Origin of the sequence: Segatella copri (assembly GCF_026015295.1) — a bacterium.
Taxonomy (GTDB): Bacteria; Bacteroidota; Bacteroidia; order Bacteroidales; family Bacteroidaceae; genus Prevotella; species Prevotella copri_C.
Window position 1 is genome coordinate 3,403,214 of the sequence record NZ_JAPDUW010000001.1, and the last position, 18,932, is coordinate 3,422,145.

Below are 18,932 nucleotides of genomic sequence, written 5' to 3' on the forward strand. Positions count from 1 at the left end.
GTTACGAGTTCCCTCTTAACAACGGCAAAGGTAAGCATAAATATCGGAAATTGCAAACTTTATGCAAGAAAAAGTGATGATTTTATAGATAAATGGATAGTTATACGGAAAATGAGATTTAAAAAGGTCAGGCAGCGCCTGACCTTTTTGTAATGGTTCCTTCTAATTATTTTGATACTGCCAGAAGAATTACTCTTTTTCGTTTTCTTCAGGGTGAGTCATTAGATACAGTTCCTTCTGTCGTTCGATTTCTCTTCTCAAGTCTTCCTTGTCTGGCAGGTAAAGCTTGTATTTTGCAGCGAACATCTGGTCGTTCTTGGCAAGAGTGGAGTATCGGGCTACATCCGAATCGGTTTCGGCACAGAGGATGATTCCGATAGTAGGATTGTCGTCTGGTCCTTTCTTCATCTTGTCATACATCTGCAAGTACATGTCCATTTGACCGACATCCTGATAGGTGATGCGGTTGACCTTTAAATCTACAAGGATAAAACTCTTAATAAGATAATTATAGAATACCAAGTCGATGTAGTAGTCGTTCTCTTCCGTTCGGATATGTTGCTGGCGAGCTACAAGGGCATAGCCTTTCCCCATTTCCATCAAGAACTTCTCTAAATTATCTATGATGGCAGATTCCAATTTCGATTCTTTGAGAGAAGAGTCGGAAGGTAATCCCAAAAACTCCATGACTACAGGAGATTTGATGTATTCCAGTTTATCTTGCTGGAATTCATTTGTTTTCTCTTTCATCTCTTTCTCTACAGGTGCTTTGTCTTTTGACATAAGGAGGCGCTCATAGTACAAGGTATTGATGTTACGGTTCAACGTACGGTAACTCCAACCTTGCTCGAAAGCCTCCTTTGCATACCAATCCCTAGCCTGCTTGTCTTCTATGCGAATAAGCAGTTCGTAATGCGACCAAGGTAGTAGGTGGATACCTGCTTTTTGTACATGCTGGAGGTTATTGCTCAATTCTTCAGACGGTGTTTGTTGAATTGAGGCTTTGAATTCGACGGACACTGTCCGTTGAATTTGTAAGTTACTGAATTTTAGGTAAAAACGTCTGAAAACCCTTAGGGTAGTTACAGAGAACCCTTTCCCAAATTCCTCTGTAAGTGCAGCGGATGCCACCTCAATAATATGCTTTCCATACTCAGCCCTTGCTTCTCCGTTCTGCTCCTCTTCTACAATACGTTTCCCTATTCTCCAGTTTCTTTCTACCAGAGAATAATTGACGGCAGCGAAAGCTTTGCTTCTTGCTTTGCTGACTATTGTCTTCAAATCATTTACGAGAAACTTCTCTTCTCCTTTATATGAGTGCTCCATCTGCTTCATAATTATGCCTTGTTTTAAGTATGGTGAGTGCAAAGATACGTTTTTTTATTGGTAAAGCACAAAAATATGGTTAAAAAGTTTGCGGAAACCAAAACATTTGCTATCTTTACATCGTCAAACCCTTGCTGAAAGCCCTCGCGGGTGGGATGTTTCGGGAGATATACATAAAAGGCGTAACAGTACGCTTTGGTTTTGGCGTGTTGGAATTTCGCAAATTTTACGTCATTTAGTATAAGAGGATAGTTCTTCACAAATGGGAAGAAATTATTTTTTTAACACCGAAGAAGCACTTTTTAGGAAAAAGAATGACTAAAAAAGCAAAAAATAGCAGATTTGAGCTTTTGTTTTGAGTTTCAAGTGGTTGTGGCAGTCGTTGGCTTTTTGTGGCATTCGTGAGGAAATGCGAAAATGGCGGATTTGAGAAGTAGAAACGCTTTCAAGTCATTACCTCAAAGAAACGCTCTAATAAGCATTTTTAACGGCTTCGGTTTTTACTTCTCAATTCTGCACAGGTTGTGAATTTGCCATGCAACTCTCATGATTTAATTTTGCACAGAACAAAAAGCAAGGAATTATGAGAAGTACATTCAAGACAGTCTTCTATGTAAACGGAAGCAAGGAGAGAAACGGAATTGTCCCTATCATGGGACGTGTGACAATCAACGGAACTATCGCACAGTTCAGTTGCAAGCTGAGCGTGACCAAGGCGATATGGGATGCCAAGGGCAACAGAGCCAAAGGCAGAAGCAAGGAAGCCAATGAGGTGAACTTTGCGCTTGATAACATCAAGGCTCAAATCGCTAAGCATTACCAACGGCTTTCCGACCGTGAGGCGTTCGTTACCGCTGAAATGGTGAGAAACGCATATCAAGGCATAGGTACGGAGTATGAGACATTACTCAGAGCTTTTGACAAGGAGAACGCAGCCTTTGCCCAACGCGTGGGAAAAGACCGAGCTGTCCGAACCTACCGCAAGTATCTGACGGTAAGAAAGTACGTTGCCGAGTTCATCAAATTTCAGTACAAGCGCAGCGATATGTCCATGAATGAGCTTACCGAGGAGTTCATCCGTGATTTTTGTCTGTATTTGAAGAATGTCATTGGACTCACGCAATCTACCATTTGGATATACTCCATACCATTGAAGCATATCGTCACGGCAGCACACTACAACGGCAAGATACAGAGAAATCCGTTTGCCATGTACCACGTTGACCCAGACCACAAGGAGCGTGAGTTCTTGACAGAGGAAGAATTGGACATATTTGCAGGAATAGAGTTGGAAAATCCCAACTTTGCTTTTGCGAGAGACTTGTTTATGTTTGGTTGTTGGACAGGTATCTCTTTCGTTGACATCAAGAATCTTACAGAGGACAATGTTGCCATTATAAGTGGGTCTCCATGGATAGTTTCTCAGCGTCAAAAGACAGGCGTACCATTCAAAATTAAACTGATAGATGCAGCCATACAGATAATTGAACGTTACAAGCCATTGAGAAAAGATATGCACTTGTTTAATATTGGCTCACTTGACATGGTAAACAAGCGTATAAAGAAAGTGGCAAAAATGTGTGGCATCAAGAAGCGAATTTCATTTCATGTCTCCCGGCATTCGTTCGCAGTTTTGGCTTTAAACTACGGTATGCCGATAGAGAGTGTAAGCAAGATACTGGGACATACGGACATCGCCACAACACAAATTTACGCAAAGGTGACAAGTACTAAATTGGAGCATGACATATCAGCTTTTGAAAGTCGAATCAAGGGGCATATGCCGACAATGGGGGGAATGGCATGAAAAGGACTGTAATCACCGTGGACGGAAATGGAATGTTATCCATTCCGTCCAACTTGCAAGACTTGTGGATGAGTGAGGGTGAATTGGTTGATATGCTTCATGTCACCGCCATGAAACTCCATGCTGTGATAAGGTCAATATACAAGGATGGTTTATTGACGGTGTCGGAAGTCCAACAGAAACAGGAAATTTCCAAGGGCATTTGGCAAACGCTGTATGGCTTACCGATGATTGTTGCCCTTTGCTTCCGTATAAACTCATATGGTGCAGCTCGGTTTCGTGACATCATCTTCAAGAGATTGTACGGGGCAAAAGAGAAAAGTAGTGTCATTATCCTACAACTCTATGGAGGAACAACCGCCTTTAGTTGAATGTCCTCTTGCTTGTTGGCTTGGCGCTGTCGTACTGTCGTGAATAAGTACTGAAGCATAAGCATGACATTCTTACTTGTAGGGGGATGAGTTCTGTTCATAAAAATGACGGACAAAACGCCCCCTTATTTTTGTTGAATTGTTGAATATGATGAAAGAAATATTGAACATCAGGCATTTACGGCTCAACATATTCTCAACAAATCTCTCAACAAAAGAAAGATAATGTTGAAAAGAGAAAACCATGAACACCATTCCTTTCTTTCTTTTTTGCCCAGTAATTTGTTGTGTAGAGCTATTTGTTGAGAGTTTGTTGAGGGTATAAGTGGTTGGTTCTCATAAAGATAACACCTATCTTCAACAATTCAACGTTTTACATGCCCTCACTTGGTACGCTGTAAAATGTGCTTGTGGATTAATTGGCAACCGCTCTATTCTCCGAAATGGTTGCAGCAACGTTTCTTGGAGGCTTTGCGCCTCCAGCCACTTGGGCGAACCTCCGCAGTGTTTTAGCTTTTACCTTTGCACCCAGGAATCAAGTTAGGATATTTGGTTAATGGGTGTTAAGGTGAACTATCTTTCTTTCAAGGTATGCCCTTTCTCATGTCATAGTCCTTATATAATCCAGCCAACTTTCTTGATTCCATTTAACTATTAAATGTCAAAATTATGGATAAAGAACTTTACATAGGCGTGGATGTCTCAAAGCAGACTCTCGACCTTGCTTATTATGACGGAGAAAGCATTGATTGGAAGAAAGCCCATATAAAGGTGAGCAACAACAATGCAGGTTTCAAGAAAATTGGTTCATGGGTGGCAAAGGTAAGCAAGGGGTTTGATATAGTCTTGTTCTGTATGGAATATACAGGACTTTACACCCAAAACTTTAGACTGTGGTTGGAAGAGAAACATTATATTTATAGGATGGTGGAACCTCGCAAGATGCATCGCTTTGAGCCAGACTTGGATGATGGACTGCGTTCGCTCGACCGCATCAAGACTGACGAGCTTGATTCTTTCCGCATAGCCATTTACTGTGAGCAGAACCACAGAAAGATTCTTCGCAACCCATCAAAACTTCCTTCTCCTGTATATTTTAAGTTGAAGAGGCTTTTGGCGGAACGCAAGCAGACAGTCAAGCAGTCAGTCCTTTACAAGCAGCAGCTTCATGATATATGTGCGTATGACACAGATTTGTCTGTGGAACGTAAGAATGGGCAACTTAAAACGCTCAATGATGCACTTAAAGGCATAGACAATGAAATTGACATGTACATAAAAGAAGATGCGGACATCAGCAAGAACTTTTCCCTGCTGACATCAATACCTGGTATTGGGCGTGTTGTCGCACTTGAAACCATTGTCTTGACCGAAAACTTCATGGCAATAGATAACCCACGTAAATACGCTTGCTATATTGGTGTCGCTCCTTTCAAGAAAGAATCTGGTACATCTGTGAGAAAAGGCTCGTCAGTCTCTAAGAAAGGTTTTAAACAGGCAAAGGCAGATTTGTCCATTGCCTGTTTGGTTTGCATGCAGCACATTCCGAACATCAGAGATTACTGGGAACGCAAGAGAAAGGAGAAATGCAGTGGAATAGTGTTTAATGCAATCAAGTTTAAGATGATACTCCGTATGTTTGCCGTTATAAAACGAGGTACTCCGTATGTGGAGACGGACAATTATCGAAATGGGAAAAACAAGCAACCAGGAGTGAACTAACAGTGTTTTAAGACCATCACTATACCATGATAGAGTCTCTTGGTTGCTTTTGGCACTACCTTTGCGAGGAATCCTCAAAAGGAAGGAACTCCAGACAGAGGTAGTGAACTTTTTAATCTTAGGCAAAGCCCTTTCCCTTGATATAGTCTCCTCTGCCCGAAATGTCAGACTCAGTGCCTTTTAGGGAATTAGCTGTCCGTCCCAGCTTTTAAAAGATTTGGCTTATCCTGACATAGAGAGTTCCTTTCGTAAAGCGGTGCAAAGATATGAAAAATAAATCATTTGTAGGCATTGACATCTCTAAAAATGTCATAGATGTATCTATATTTCGTGAGGACACCAACATCAAAATGTTCCCTCATGAGGTGTTCAACAACACTCGCAAGGGATTTGGCGATATGTGCTCATGGCTCAAAAAGAGCCGTGTGGTACTTTCCCAAGCCCTGTTTGGCATGGAATTTACAGGTTGCTACTCCTTGGACTTGGAAAAATTCCTCACGTCCAAGAATTACTCTTTCTGTATGCTTAGTACACGTATAGTAAAACATCATCCTATGGGGACAATAGATAAGCGAGACAAGAATGACTCTGCAAAGATAGCTGACTTCCTCTATCGTTATGATGGCACGGAATGTGCCAAGCCATACAAGTTGCCAAGCAAGGCTATGCAACAATTGAAGCAACTTGTCAATGAGCGTAAGTTCCTTGTGGAGCAACGGACAAACTTTATGAACCGAATGCAGATGTTTGAAACGAAAGAGGATTCTGCCATGTATGAGAGCTACATTAAAAAGCTCAATCATGACATTGAGAAGATAGATCAGGAAGAGTGTGAATTAATGTCCAAGGAGGAAGATGTCTTTGACACTTTTCAGAATCTGTTGACGATACCAGGAATTGGTTTTGTCAATGCAACAAACATAATTGCCATCACACGAAACTTTACCGCTTTTGACACAGCTCGGCAATATGCGAGATATGTTGGCGTAGCTCCATGCAGTCACACTTCTGGTACCAGTGTGAAATGGCGTGCCCGACCTTCCGCACACTGTAACGGTCAAGTGAAAGCTGACCTGTCTATGGCGGCATTGAGAGCTGTTGAGTACGATGTGGAAATGCAAATGTTTTATAATCGAAAGTTAGGAGGCAGAAAAGATTCTGATACTAAGCGTAAGGCATTGAATGCCGTCAAGTTTAAGCTCATTTGCAGAATGTTTGCCATAGGCAAGCAAAAGAGAAAATGGGAAGTGTTGAACACCTCTGACGACAGAAAGAACTTACATATTGAAAAGTCCAAAGCAAGTGAACTATGACAATGTACCATTGTCTCTTATAGTCTTGTGAGGACAGATACGGATAACTAATTAGGAATCGAGCAAAAAGCTATTAAAAGAAAGAGTTCCGTATCGTTTTTTTTGTAACAGAAAAGTCAAAAAATGTCTTCTTCTGCTACAGGGGTAGGTATGACTATATGCTTTCTGGGGGCTATTTTGCTTATTTTAACACAAAAAAGCTCTCAAAAATTTGGTGATGTCTTAGGAATCATGGCATTAGATTTATGCAGACTATACCGAGGACACACAGCACACTCGGCATAGTTCACAAAGGAAATCAACAACACACAACTGAAACACTTGGCAAGTTTCACACTGAAAATATCACCTTTTCCTTTGCAAACTCCATGTACAAAGTAGCTTGTGTCTGTGACCTTGTTCTTTCAATGTGGCAGCTTTGATGTTTGGCGTAAATTGAGAGAATTAAGGTCTGCAACCTTGGGCATGGAAAGCCGAAAGGCAAATATCTCGTCTTTTGTTCTTAGAGGAGGGAGCGAGGTTATGTTTTGGGAACCCCAAAACGCCTCGCTCCACCATGAGGGCGGAGAAATTTTGCTCCCAACGGTTGCAGAAAGTGAGTGTACCAACTGTAGGCAGTGCATAGAAATATGTAAATAGATTTGTCAGGTGTAGTTTATTCTTCCTTTATTTGCACAAAAGTATGTTTTGAGTGTTATAAAAAATAAAAAAATGCACTATTACGTTGATACTTTTGTATTTTTGCACTCAGTTATCTTGGACAGCAGAATTTGAAACACTGAAAATCCGTAATCTGTCTATATGTAAAATCTTTAAATTTGGATTATTATGACTAAGAAGTTTTGGTTAATAGCACTCATCGTAGCTTGCACTGTTGTATTTGGCAGTTGCGATAAGTCTGAGGAATTGAGTGTTGAGCAATGTAAGTTGGATATGAATCTATTCAACCAAACCTATACTGTTAATGATGAGGGGTGCTGTGTGCTAAAAGGGAGAAAGCCAATAGCAGCAGAAGAAATACAGAGTAAGGTCAAGGGCTATGGTTGGGAGAGTATTGCCACTTATGAGGTACAGGAAAACGGAAAGTTGAGCAAGGAGGAATTTTGGAAAGACAGATTTGGTGGCAGCCCTACACACTTTTGGTTTGAGACATCACAGCAAGCTTTTAGTTATTTTTATAGTGATGCCTTGCCAGCCTTTTGTTTCAGTCGTGTATCATGGACTTATGACATGGACAAAGGCTTCATACTGTTTGGCAGCAACAAGCAGACAACAGACAGCAGATACATGCAGATTCTTAAGCTTGACGAGTCGAATGGCAAGACCTTAATGTACACCATACAAAAATTGGGAGCGACGAGTGATGGCAGCAATGGTTACAAGTCTATATATGGCATGATTGTATATAAACGCATGACCGAAACCGATTTGGAAATGATGAAGAAAAGTTACACGTATGATACGGATATTGACCGTTCTGTTCCCGACAACTGCAAGTTTAAGATTAAGGCATACTATGCAGAAGACGACAAAGACAACACAGACCCTGTGTTTCAGACCTTCTGCCTTGTAACATTTGAGCTTACCGATGAATATGGTTTCAACTCTTCAGATAATGCCTATTACAACTACTACGATTCAATTACTTGGACGAGTGATTGTCGTGATATGCCAGATAGCTTTGGAATCATGGAACGTAAGACAAACTGTTTGAATACTTCCTATTGGTGGAGCACATACTTCTTCACGCCTCATGACAATACTATTGTCTATGCCAATGGCTATAAAGATGGCCGTATTGTCTATCAAGCCCGAAAGAGGCTCTATTTGGTGAATGATGGATTCTTTGGTTACGATTGGGATAACGTAAGGTATAATTCCAAGAACCCCGAACTAACAGAATATTGCTTGCTGGACAAGAGCCGTGAGTTTATCCTAACTCCACCTACTGCCTACAAAGAAGACATTACAAAACCGTATGCAGAGTTACGTATTGTACTGAAAGGAGCAAAAGACAAAAACGACAAGGAATATATGTTAGGCGTGCTTGAACGTGAAAGAGAAGGTCTGTTGAAGATTATGGACCAGTACTATGAAGCACATAGTACTATAAAAGAAACAGAAAAGGCTTCGCTGTGTAAAACGTTTAAGGCACTACCCGAAGATGCTGATATTAAAGCATATTGGCGTACAAAACATTCTCGCATGGTACTGATACTTAAAACTGACGGGGAAGACCCTATAAACAGTGAATACTATGTGCATGCGGAACCAATTAAATGATAAATAAGTTTAATGTGGATAACGCAATTGAATGTAGCTTATATAACAACAATAGTCATAAGGCGAAGTTAATCTTTGTTTTATGACTATTGTTTTTTGCACCAACATAGTGTGGTTTCATTTTTATTTTGTATTTTTGCAACTGTAAAGAGTTGTTAGGCAAAGCAAACATATGCATATTGCAGAAGTTGTGACTATTGCCAAGTCATTACCTCTATTGAGGTTGAACACTTATAAATCGCTCATTTTAAGCTATTCAGCAGATTATAGAAGAATTTTACGAAAAAAAACGTATTTTTGCACTTGCGTGTTGAATTTGCGTAGGAACAAAACATTAACTTTGAAAACAAAAGCTGAAAATTATTAAGGATGGGAAAAACAGGGAGACTTTATCTGTGTGCATTGGCAATGGTGATTTTTGTGCTTGCATCTTGCAGTAGAAAGCACGAAATCTCGTTCACGGCTAAAGAGCGACATGAGATAGACAGCATCGTGAAGTCTTTGCACAGTATGGACAGGCTTGACAGTATTCATCAAGCAATGCGCAAGCAACAGAATTTGCTCGGGCAGATAATCGTACTGCGCGAGTGGGGCAAGCAGTTGCGCAACGAAAGCCGTTTCGACGAGGCTCTGGAGAAACACGGCGAAGGATTGGAGCTTGCCGAACACGTGGGCGACACGCTTGAATGGGTGCAGGCGCTGAACAACATCGGCACCGACTACCGCCGCATGGGAATTCTCGATGCAGCGCAAAAGTACCACAAGAACGCACTGATAATGGCAGAAGAATGTTCTGACACATCGTTTACCGCATGCAAGAACCGCGTCATCTCGCTCAATGGACTTGCCAACGTCTATCTCACCGTCCAGAACTTTCATCTTGCCGACAGCTGTCTGCGACAAGCCCTTGCCGGCGAAAAATCACTCGGTAGCATCACGGGGCAAGCCATCAACTGCGCTAACCTCGGCTCTATATTTGAAATCAAAGGACAGACCGACTCTGCATGGATTTACTACAAAAAGTCAATGGAACTCAACACCCAAGATGGCAATACGCTCGGCATAGCTCTCTGCCACACCTATTTCGGCAACCTCTATGAGAAGGCGCATCAACTTGACAAGGCCCTGGCGGAATACAACAAAGCCTACCACTTGATGAAGAGTTCCAAGGACCAATGGCACACGCTGAACTCGCTTATCGCTATCGCTGGAGTATATATAACCAAGGGAGACTGCAAAAAGGCCGAAAGTTTTCTCACAAAGGCCAAGAACATCACCACAAGCATACACAGCACTGAGCATTTGGCACAAATATACGACCTTTACTGCAAACTCTGCAAAAAACGTGGCGACTGGCGAAGCGCGCTGCTTGCCCATGAACGGTCGGCTGCGCTTCAAGACAGTCTCATCGACATGGAGAAGGTGAACCGCATGCAAAGTGTCAGCTTCAATATTGAGCACGAACGGTATACACGACATGTCGCTACCGCCAACAACAAGATAACGCAAGAACGATTGGCTCGCCATACAGGATATGCCATTTTTGCAGTCATCATCTTCTTTCTTGCCGTCATCATCGGATTGCTCATCTATAACCGCAAGCTCAGCAAACGTGGCTATGAAGCGCTAAAGAAGCTCAACGACATGCGTGAAACATTCTTCCGCAACGTCACACACGAATTCCGCACACCGCTGACTGTTATCCTCGGACTGAGCCGTGACTTGCAGAAGGACAGCATAACAACGGATGAAGCACACGACATGGGCATGACAATCGAAAGGCAAGGCAACCGAATACTAAGACTTATCAATCAGTTGCTCGACATTTCAAAGATTCGTTCTGCCATCGGCAAGCCGGAATGGAGGAACGGCAATATTGTGGCATACATAAGCATGATAGTTGAGATGTTCGAGGATTATAGCCGGAAGCGTGACATTAAACTTCAGTTTATTCCCCATGAGAACGAGATATACACTGACTTTGTACCCGAATACATGAACAAGCTCATGAGTAATCTACTGTCGAATGCCATAAAGTTTACGCCTGCTTTGGGAAAGGTAAGTATCAGCTTGTGGCGCAACGGCAGACGACTGCATATAGTCATAAGCGACACGGGGTGCGGCATATCAAAGGAGAACCTGCCACACATCTTCGAGGAATTCTATCAGGCTGACAATAACGAAGAAGCGGGAACAGGCATCGGCCTGGCGCTTGTCTATCAGATTGTGAAACAACTTGACGGCACAATTTCCGTAGAGAGCACTGAGGGAAAAGGCACCACATTCCATATCGTGCTACAGATCAAAGCAGAAAGCAAAATGTCCCACAGTATCCTCAAAGAAGAGCCGAAGGCAATTTCTCTTGGCAATGATACACAGACTAAACTTTTGTCCGATTCCCCACATTTCGAGGAATCAGTAGAGGGCTTGATCGATAGCTCGGGCAAGGTTTCCATCCTCATCGTTGAGGACAATGCCGATGTGGCAACATACATCGGCAGGCAACTCGGCATAAAGTATAATGTTCTTTATGCCCGAAACGGCGAGGAAGGTTTTGACTTAGCCAGCAAACAACTGCCTGATGCTATTGTTACCGACCTTATGATGCCGAAGATGGACGGCATGGAACTGATGCGGAAGATACGCAGCGACGAGCTGACAAGCCACATTCCTATTGTCGTTGTCACGGCAAGAGTCACCGAGGCAGACCGTCTCCGTGGTCTTGAGGCTGGAGCCGACGCATATCTTACGAAGCCTTTCAGCAGCGATGAACTTCTCACCCGTATCGACAAATTACTTGAACAGCGTACACGCCTGCAGAAGAAGTTCTCACAGATGATTCTATCAAACGATGACAAGCCGAACACGCAAACGCTATCTCCTGCCAGCGAGGTCAGAAGAGAGGAGCCCTTCGTCAACCGTGTCACCGACTGTATCTACGTCATTTTAAATTCAGGCAAGTTTGCTGATGTCAACACTGTTGCAGAACGACTTAACATGAGCTACAGCCAGTTCTATCGCAAGCTGACAGCAATCACGGGACTCACACCTGTGCAATATATTCAACGCACAAAGGTGGCGAAGGCAAAACTGATGCTCACGAAACATCCTGAGATGAGTTTTAACGCTGTTGCCGACCAATGTGGGTTCACCGACTACTCGAATTTCGTGCGTGCCTTCCGCAATGTGCTAAATATTACTCCGACACAGTTCGTCAGGCAAATAACCAACTCTCCGAAAGACTGACACTGACAAGCAGAACAATTGTTTTTCATAGCCGTTGGTGGCAGATTAGTGGCAGAGATTTGTAAAACAAAGCAAACTCGCAAAGTTTGTGCCCATGATTCCATGTGCACAATCTTTGCGAGTTTATGGAGAAATGTCTATCCCCACTGATTGAATGCAAATTGCTTATCTTCTAATTATCTTACGTCCATTCTGAATGATGATACCTTTGTAATCACGACCTACACGTTGTCCGGCTATGTTGTACATCGGGGCGTTCTTGTCTACACCATTCACACCTTCAACTGAGTCAATTCCAGTAGATGACATCTGCTTTACCTTCACAGAGAATATCTTAGCCCCGTTGGTTGGTGCAGCCATAGCTCTTGTGCCCACTGCAGCCGAGGAATTGTTGGTGGTATAGAGATAAACGTAGGAGTCTTGAGCAACGGTATAGCTGACGTTGGTTTCTTCCTGCGAACCAGAAGTGATGGTCTGCGGAGCGTCGGTGCCCACCTGCACGGCAACAGCCGTTGTGCCATAGGTCTGTGTCTCGACGGTGATGATGCCCTGTCCTTCTGGCACCATAAGAATCAATCCCGTGTAGCCATTGTCTGCGGCAACAGAGATTGGGTTTTCAGACGATGCGATGGTTGCCATGTCGGTGTTGTTGGTAGTCTGGACAAGCACAAGCGAATTGTCTGTACTGTCGTAGTAGCCTGTTTGCTCTGAACCAGTGGTATTGATGTTGAAGTAAACGTTGTTGACGACTTGGTTGTTGAGGTCGGTGCTTTCTGTGATGTTGCTGGTGTCAACAACTTCGACAGCATTGTTGCTGTCGGTGACTACAGGCGATATCTCGGTAGGCTTCGGTGAAGCGATGCCAATGATCGCCGTCAGCGCTGCGGCTCCCGTGGCGTCAACGATGTTTGAAAAACATTCTTTGTAATCCATGAAACTTACGAACCGGGCACCCTTTGGAGAGAGGATGGAAACGTTGTCGGAGAGATTGAGATTGAACACGCCATCAATGGCATTCCTTCCGCCAGAAGCATGCAGAGTTGCATTGTCGATGGTCAGTGTTCCGTCAATCTTTCTTCCTCCAGCCTTAAAGTAGACACCAGTTCCACTCTTTGTTGCGCCATTGGCTATGACCACGCAGTTTCTGATGGTGAGATTGGAAAGATATGCAAATATTGCCTCACTCTGAAGTCCGTTCACCGTCAATGTGTCGGTGCCATTGTTTTGCCCCTCTATAGTCAGCGTTGGGCCGTTGTACGATGCCATATGCCCATCACCATGGTTGAAATCAATGCCAATATTGCCGCCAGTGATTGTGCTATTGCCGTTGAGCCTGATGGTGAGATTGTCACCATACGCCTTGATACCCTCATTAGCCTTGCCGCCAGGGTTGATGTTGGCATTGGTCAGCACCAGTGCACCGCTCTTGGGGTCAATGGCTACGCTGCCTTTGTCGTACAATATATCATACATGTTGTCCTGTGTCACTTTCTCGCCTTGCACAAAGAGTGAGTTGGTCTGTATGTTGAATTGCGCCGTCAATGTCTGGCTGCGTGTCGTGCCATCTGTAACATAGGCAACAATGCCCGATGGCTCGGTCAGTTCCACGGGCCCTTCGTATTTCTGGATGTCCGACGTGCGACTAAAGCCGTTCCTACTGATGATGTAATAATAAATGTCGCCTGCCGTGTTCGGATTGGTAAGGGTAACCCTTACAGCCTGTGTGAACACATTGGTATCGGGGGTGTAGCTGGCGCTGTCGGCAGACAATACCGGTGCGTTGTAGCCTACGTTCGGTTCAAGTCCTTCTTCAATAGTGGTAAAGAATCTCCATGGAGCAAAGTTGCTGTAATAGGGCTTGCTTCCAAAGGGCACGTTCAAGACTGCATTGTGATAGATGTAAAGGCTGGAGCGCTCTCGCCACAAGAAGTCACTGTCGCTATTGAAGAGTGCATACCATGTACTGACAGGATACGCACGCTTGCTTACGACCTTCTCCAGATTGAAACAATGGCAGAAAGACTGCTCCCCGTAGTCGTACAGCGTCTCTGGCAAGATGAGTACTTTGAAATTCTTATTGCCGAAATGATGGCCATATATGCCACTGGGCACAGAAGTCACCTTATATGTGGTTTCGCCCACGTTGACATATCCTGGTATGTCCAGCGTGTCAGTATAGCCATAGGCATTGTCCACGGTCAATGAATCAGAGCCATGAACATAGAAACAAAATGTAACGCCATTGACTGTAGCATAGACACTGTCACCACTCAATGTTCCCGTTACATTCTCTTGTGCCGAAGCCGAAGACAGGCAGACGGCGAGTAGCAGAGCTAAGAGGATTCCACGAAGTCTGCCATGAAGTTGCAGTTTTAAAGTTGTTGCCATAATACTATATTTATATGTGAATAATAGATTAAATCCATACCATAAATAACATGCTGCAAAATTATGGAAAAATGTAGGATACTCTATTACAGAATCTTTCAACTTTCTTGCGAAATCTTGCAAAATGCACATGAACCATCTTGCGAAATCTTGCACATAGACTTAGCCAATGCCTATAAACAAAAGGATTTTCTGTGACATATTTACGTTGTTTAACAATCGTCATTATGAAAGTAAAAGAGTAGTTACTGCTATAATCCACCCCTTACCCTTCATCCTCCCTTTTTTCGAATCTCGGTTTTGATATGAAACAAAGTACCCTTGGTATCTTCTGCTGTCATCTCGGTCGTGATATATCGAAGGGATGATGCGAGAGGTTGGGAGAGATGGGTCGCCATTGTAAATGCCATCCACATTGGAGAGCAAAACGAGGGCATCGACATTCAGCATTCTTGCTATCAAGCCCGATAATTCATCGTTATCGGTAAACATCAACTCGTTGAGGCAGGCGGTGTCTGACCTTTTTGAAAGTGCGAAGATAAATTATCAGACAGTGTCTGCTGTTTCATGTGGCGGAAGCGATGACGATGATGTGGCAACGGTTAATGCCGCTTCTGTTATAGCATCTAGCTATTCTGGAACATTGAAGCCAATAGGCTTCTCTGATGCTCCTGCGGCTTGTTATGTAACTTTAACCCGCCTTTCCTCGAAAACTATTCGTTTGGATAGATTACTCTGTGAAAAATTTGATGTAGATTTGAATCCAGTCAACTTGACTATAGTTGATAATGGAAACGGAAGATATACTTTGGAATCGGAAACTTCCAAAAGCATAGGAGGTACGTAGTATCAAGGGCAGCTAACTTTGACCTATCAAAATAGACTTGGTGTCACATTCTCTTTTACAGGTTGTAAGGATTGATTAGTTATAAAGTAAGTAACAGTTAAAAATAACTTGGTGCAAATCTGCTTAGCATTTATTTGTTCCAAGTTATTTTTACTGTTACTTAGAGAACAAACAAGTCGTCCATTGTTACTGCCGACTGAACATCCCAGGCATAAGGATTGTCGGATAATCCCATGGTCGTAATCATTGTAAGATGTACGGCTTTTTCGGTGCCAGTTTCTTGGATGAAACGCTCTCGCTTGTTTTGTAAACTCGCATCTATCGTATTAGTTATCTGAAATGGAGCCTTGGAGTATTTGATTTCACAGAGATTGATGACATCATCGCTCCTGTCTATCAGCAAGTCAATCTGTGCTCCCGGCTTATCCTTGCTCCCAGCTACACTCCAAGAATAAACCGTGGTGATAACTCCTTGAATGCCTAGCTTTGTCTTGATTTGCTCCACATGCTGTAGGCATACTCGTTCAAAAGCCAAACCGCACCACGTGTTGTACTCGGGTTTGCCGGTAATCTTGGTCCAATATTGTGCGTCATTGATATAGCTGTCCTTGATAAACTTATAATAAAATAAGGTGTAATTGTCCATTAACTGGAACAAGGCATTCTTAGCTTTCATTCCGATGCAATTATATTTTCGGATAAATCCGCAGTATTCCAAGTTCTCTAAGTATTCCGTCAACTTGCCATTGTCGGTCAACTTGGTTGCTTGTAAGATTTCTGTTCGGGTCATTCCGACTTTCTTGGTTGCCAAAGTATCTACTATCGAGAGATAAGGCTTAGGCTGTTTGAACAAAGAGTCGTATAAGTCATCAAACTCGTGACGAAGATTGCCATCCTCTGAGAAAAATAACTGGTTGATGTTCTGTGCCAGACTCATTCCCGGTTTCAGTTGAGACCAATAAAACGGAACACCTCCCATGATCATATAGCCTTCCAAAACCTGTCGGCGATTAAAGCGCAGTCCCATTTCTTCGGAATAGAGTTCGCATTCCCTTAAGCAAAACGGTTTCAGATGAATGCGGACAGACACACGGTTGTGCAATCCACCATGATTTTTAATCACCTTATTGATAATCCATGAGGTAGCACTGCCGCAAACGATGAGGAGAATATCCTTGCGGGCGGAAGCCCATCCATTCCAGAAATGTTCCAAAGCCGAAAGGAAATTGGAGCGTGGAGAATCCATCCATGGCATCTCGTCGATGAACACTACTTTCTTGGGGATAGTAGATTGTGCCAACAGTTGCCCCAACCTGTCAAAAGCATCATACCAATCTTTTAACTTCGACTGTTTCTGTTTGCTATATGATGTGAGTGAACGGTTGAACTCTGCCAATTGTATGCGATTGGTCTCATTTGCCAATCCTGTATGATAAAAGGCAAAGTCATTGTTGAAGGCCTCCCTTACCAGGAAAGTCTTTCCCACTCGTCTGCGCCCATATATGGCAACAAACTTCGACTCATCTGCAATCAATGCTTGATGAAGTGTCTTCAGTTCTTCTTTTCTACCTATTAACATAGTTCAAATAGTTATATTTCTGGGGCAAATATACGAAAAAATAGTGAGATAACGTGCGGAATCTATCTTTTTTAGATATATTCCGCACGTTTAAAGTATATTTTTAACGTTTGTTACTATAAAAAGGAAAGAAAAGAGTATGCGGAATAGCGCAAATATGAAGCGATATCTAAGAAAATGTGCTTTAAACGTGCGGAATCTATCTTTTTTAGATACATTCCGCACGTTTAAAGCATATCATCCTCGCCATCACGCCTAATGGGCAGTTTATGCTTGTGGCGTGCCGTGGCAGTCATGTGATTCAGGTTTTCAAAATCAATAAGAAAACTGGAATGATGGTTGATACGAAGCAGGATATGTTCTGATTAGCCTATCACATTGCATAGTCGGTTGATGGCTGCATCAAAAGTGGTGAGGTCTTTGGCTCGCTTTCTGATGGCTGCCTTGTAATTATAGATGGTTTGCGTAGAATAGAACAGGAGGGTGGCCAGTTCCTGTCCATCCGTAATTCCCAGTCGCATCAGTGCATAGATACGCAGTTCCTTGGTGAGACTGTTAGGGGCAGGGAGAACAATCTGCTTTTCTGGCAACAGCAGTTGGTTGAACTCTTCCACGAAATTCGGATACAAGTCAATGAATGCCTTGTCGAAGCGAATATAGAAGTTGGCTGCCTCTTCTTCTGCCAGCTTGTAGCTGTTGATGGCAGTCAGAAGATCGGCAGTTTGCTTTGCCTTGATTTTGCGGCTTACCAATTTGCGATAATCATCCAGTTTCTTGATATATACGGCACTGATGTCCATAAATAAATGCATATAGGTCTCTCTTCGTTTATTGGTGTTGAGCAGCTTCTGGTTCAGTTCGCCCAAGAGTGTATTTTGGCTTTTTATCTCCCTACGGCTCTTGGCTAGGCGCTTGTTCATCTTGAACGCAAAGAAAGCCATGGCAAGGAATCCTAGCGACAGGATGCTCACGATGACGAGAGATGCTGTTACGATGCGGTTCTTGCGTACTTCTGCCTGATGGTTCGTTTCTGTGATAAGGGGAAGTATGCGTGAAATCTCAACCATGCGGAGACGGTTGTTGTAGAATTGGGCATCCTCCATGGAGCAATAGAGGTATTTGGCAACCCTCTTTGCATAGGAGGCATCCTTATTATATAGATAGGTGGAAAACTCCTGAAGGGCCAGATTCTCCTTCAGGGGACATATCTGGTCTGAGATGGCTGCTTCTACAATATACTTTTCGTATAAATCCTTTTGGTCGGTATCATAATAATAGCGGGCTATGCAATAAGCCGATGAGGCATACACACGGCTGTTCAGGGGACTGGCAGAAAGCGCCTTCATGTAGAACTGAAGTGTTTTTTTGCTTGTACGCTGCTTTAGAAATTCAATCTCTCCTGACAGATAGTAATAAAGAGCGGATTCCTTGTTGCCGATATGCTCAAGAGTCTTGCCTAAATAAAAACGTTTCTTGGCTTCTAATCCTTCTTGAAACTCCGACTTGTTGCAGAAAGTTTCCCAGTAGTTATATACCCAAGTCAAGGTATAATAATAGTATTGCAATAATTTAGGTGACATTTTCTCCACGTCTATTGCGAGCATTAAGTCTTCTGCCTGGCTGTAGAAACCGCCTGTTGACAGCACTGCCGCACGATTGATTTTATTCAGGTTGATGAAATAATCATCCTGAAGTTGTACTGCCAGCTGGTAGCCCTTCTTGGCGTATGTCATGGCAGAGTCGTAACGATAGGTATAATACTCTCTGTAAATCTGGTTATAGAGACTAAGTTGGCTGCGCTTGTCGGAAGTCATGTATAGTTGCTTTTTGAGTCTTAGCAGTTTCGCTTCTTTTCTTTGGGTAAACTTGCTTCGCTGAGCGATGTAACTGTCTAAACGATGGAACAGCTGTTCCTCGTTTAAGGAAGAAGCATTTGCCAGTAATGGCATAAACATCATTAAGAACCACAATACTACTTTCATAACTATTTAATTGTTATTGTTACTATCTGATAGGCTATAAGAAAGCCTTATAATTGTATTTACTGCAA

General features: G+C 42.9%; 12 protein-coding genes. 7 read left to right on the forward strand and 5 right to left on the reverse strand.

Annotated elements, in window-relative coordinates; genetic code table 11:
* Nucleotides 1-189: 189 nt before the first annotated feature.
* Complete coding sequence (locus ONT18_RS14240; RefSeq protein ID WP_264906314.1) at nucleotides 190-1,335, reverse strand: PDDEXK nuclease domain-containing protein; 1,146 nt, start codon at nucleotides 1,333-1,335, stop codon at nucleotides 190-192.
* A 574-nt stretch (nucleotides 1,336-1,909) separates the two neighbouring features.
* Between ONT18_RS14240 and ONT18_RS14245 the strand changes: the two genes are divergently transcribed.
* The 6 genes from ONT18_RS14245 (at nucleotide 1,910) to ONT18_RS14270 (ending at nucleotide 12,068) form a co-directional block, all read left to right on the forward strand.
* A complete protein-coding gene (locus ONT18_RS14245; RefSeq protein WP_022459668.1) occupies nucleotides 1,910-3,133 on the forward strand; it encodes a site-specific integrase in 1,224 nt (407 codons plus the stop codon).
* Nucleotides 3,130-3,504, forward strand: coding sequence for a hypothetical protein (locus ONT18_RS14250; protein WP_122297811.1), 375 nt, complete (start codon nucleotides 3,130-3,132; stop codon nucleotides 3,502-3,504). The genes ONT18_RS14245 and ONT18_RS14250 overlap by 4 nt, the downstream gene beginning before the upstream one ends.
* A 669-nt stretch (nucleotides 3,505-4,173) precedes the next feature.
* The gene (locus ONT18_RS14255) at nucleotides 4,174-5,226 is read left to right on the forward strand and encodes an IS110 family transposase (protein WP_007896891.1); all 1,053 of its coding nucleotides are present in this window, start codon (nucleotides 4,174-4,176) and stop codon (nucleotides 5,224-5,226) included.
* 266 nt (nucleotides 5,227-5,492) lie between these two features.
* Nucleotides 5,493-6,539 (forward strand): IS110 family transposase, encoded by a 1,047-nt coding sequence (locus ONT18_RS14260; RefSeq protein ID WP_007896893.1) that lies wholly within the window; start codon nucleotides 5,493-5,495, stop codon nucleotides 6,537-6,539.
* A gap of 828 nt (nucleotides 6,540-7,367) precedes the next feature.
* Entirely contained in the window at nucleotides 7,368-8,822 is a 1,455-nt protein-coding gene (locus ONT18_RS14265) for a hypothetical protein (protein WP_089545425.1), read from the forward strand.
* Nucleotides 8,823-9,191: 369 nt separating this feature from the next.
* Nucleotides 9,192-12,068, forward strand: a complete 2,877-nt coding sequence (locus ONT18_RS14270; RefSeq protein WP_264906318.1) for a hybrid sensor histidine kinase/response regulator transcription factor — start codon at nucleotides 9,192-9,194, stop codon at nucleotides 12,066-12,068.
* A 165-nt stretch (nucleotides 12,069-12,233) separates the two neighbouring features.
* Here ONT18_RS14270 and ONT18_RS14275 read toward each other — a convergent pair whose 3' ends face one another.
* From ONT18_RS14275 to ONT18_RS14285, 3 genes are all read right to left on the reverse strand, one after another.
* Nucleotides 12,234-14,456: a hypothetical protein gene (locus ONT18_RS14275; RefSeq protein WP_264906320.1), complete on the reverse strand. Its 2,223-nt coding sequence runs from the start codon at nucleotides 14,454-14,456 to the stop codon at nucleotides 12,234-12,236.
* A gap of 225 nt (nucleotides 14,457-14,681) precedes the next feature.
* Nucleotides 14,682-14,948 carry an amino acid kinase family protein gene (locus ONT18_RS14280; RefSeq protein ID WP_264906887.1) on the reverse strand — a complete coding sequence of 89 codons (267 nt, stop codon included), beginning with the start codon at nucleotides 14,946-14,948 and terminating at the stop codon, nucleotides 14,682-14,684.
* 515 nt (nucleotides 14,949-15,463) lie between these two features.
* A complete protein-coding gene (locus ONT18_RS14285; RefSeq protein ID WP_264906322.1) occupies nucleotides 15,464-16,882 on the reverse strand; it encodes an AAA family ATPase in 1,419 nt (472 codons plus the stop codon).
* Between the two features lie 248 nt (nucleotides 16,883-17,130).
* Between ONT18_RS14285 and ONT18_RS14290 the strand changes: the two genes are divergently transcribed.
* Complete coding sequence (locus tag ONT18_RS14290; RefSeq protein ID WP_437183740.1) at nucleotides 17,131-17,247, forward strand: beta-propeller fold lactonase family protein; 117 nt, start codon at nucleotides 17,131-17,133, stop codon at nucleotides 17,245-17,247.
* On the opposite strand, the gene ONT18_RS14295 is transcribed toward ONT18_RS14290, so the two are convergent.
* Nucleotides 17,248-18,864, reverse strand: coding sequence for a DUF6377 domain-containing protein (locus ONT18_RS14295; RefSeq protein WP_264906326.1), 1,617 nt, complete (start codon nucleotides 18,862-18,864; stop codon nucleotides 17,248-17,250).
* Nucleotides 18,865-18,932 lie beyond the last annotated feature (68 nt).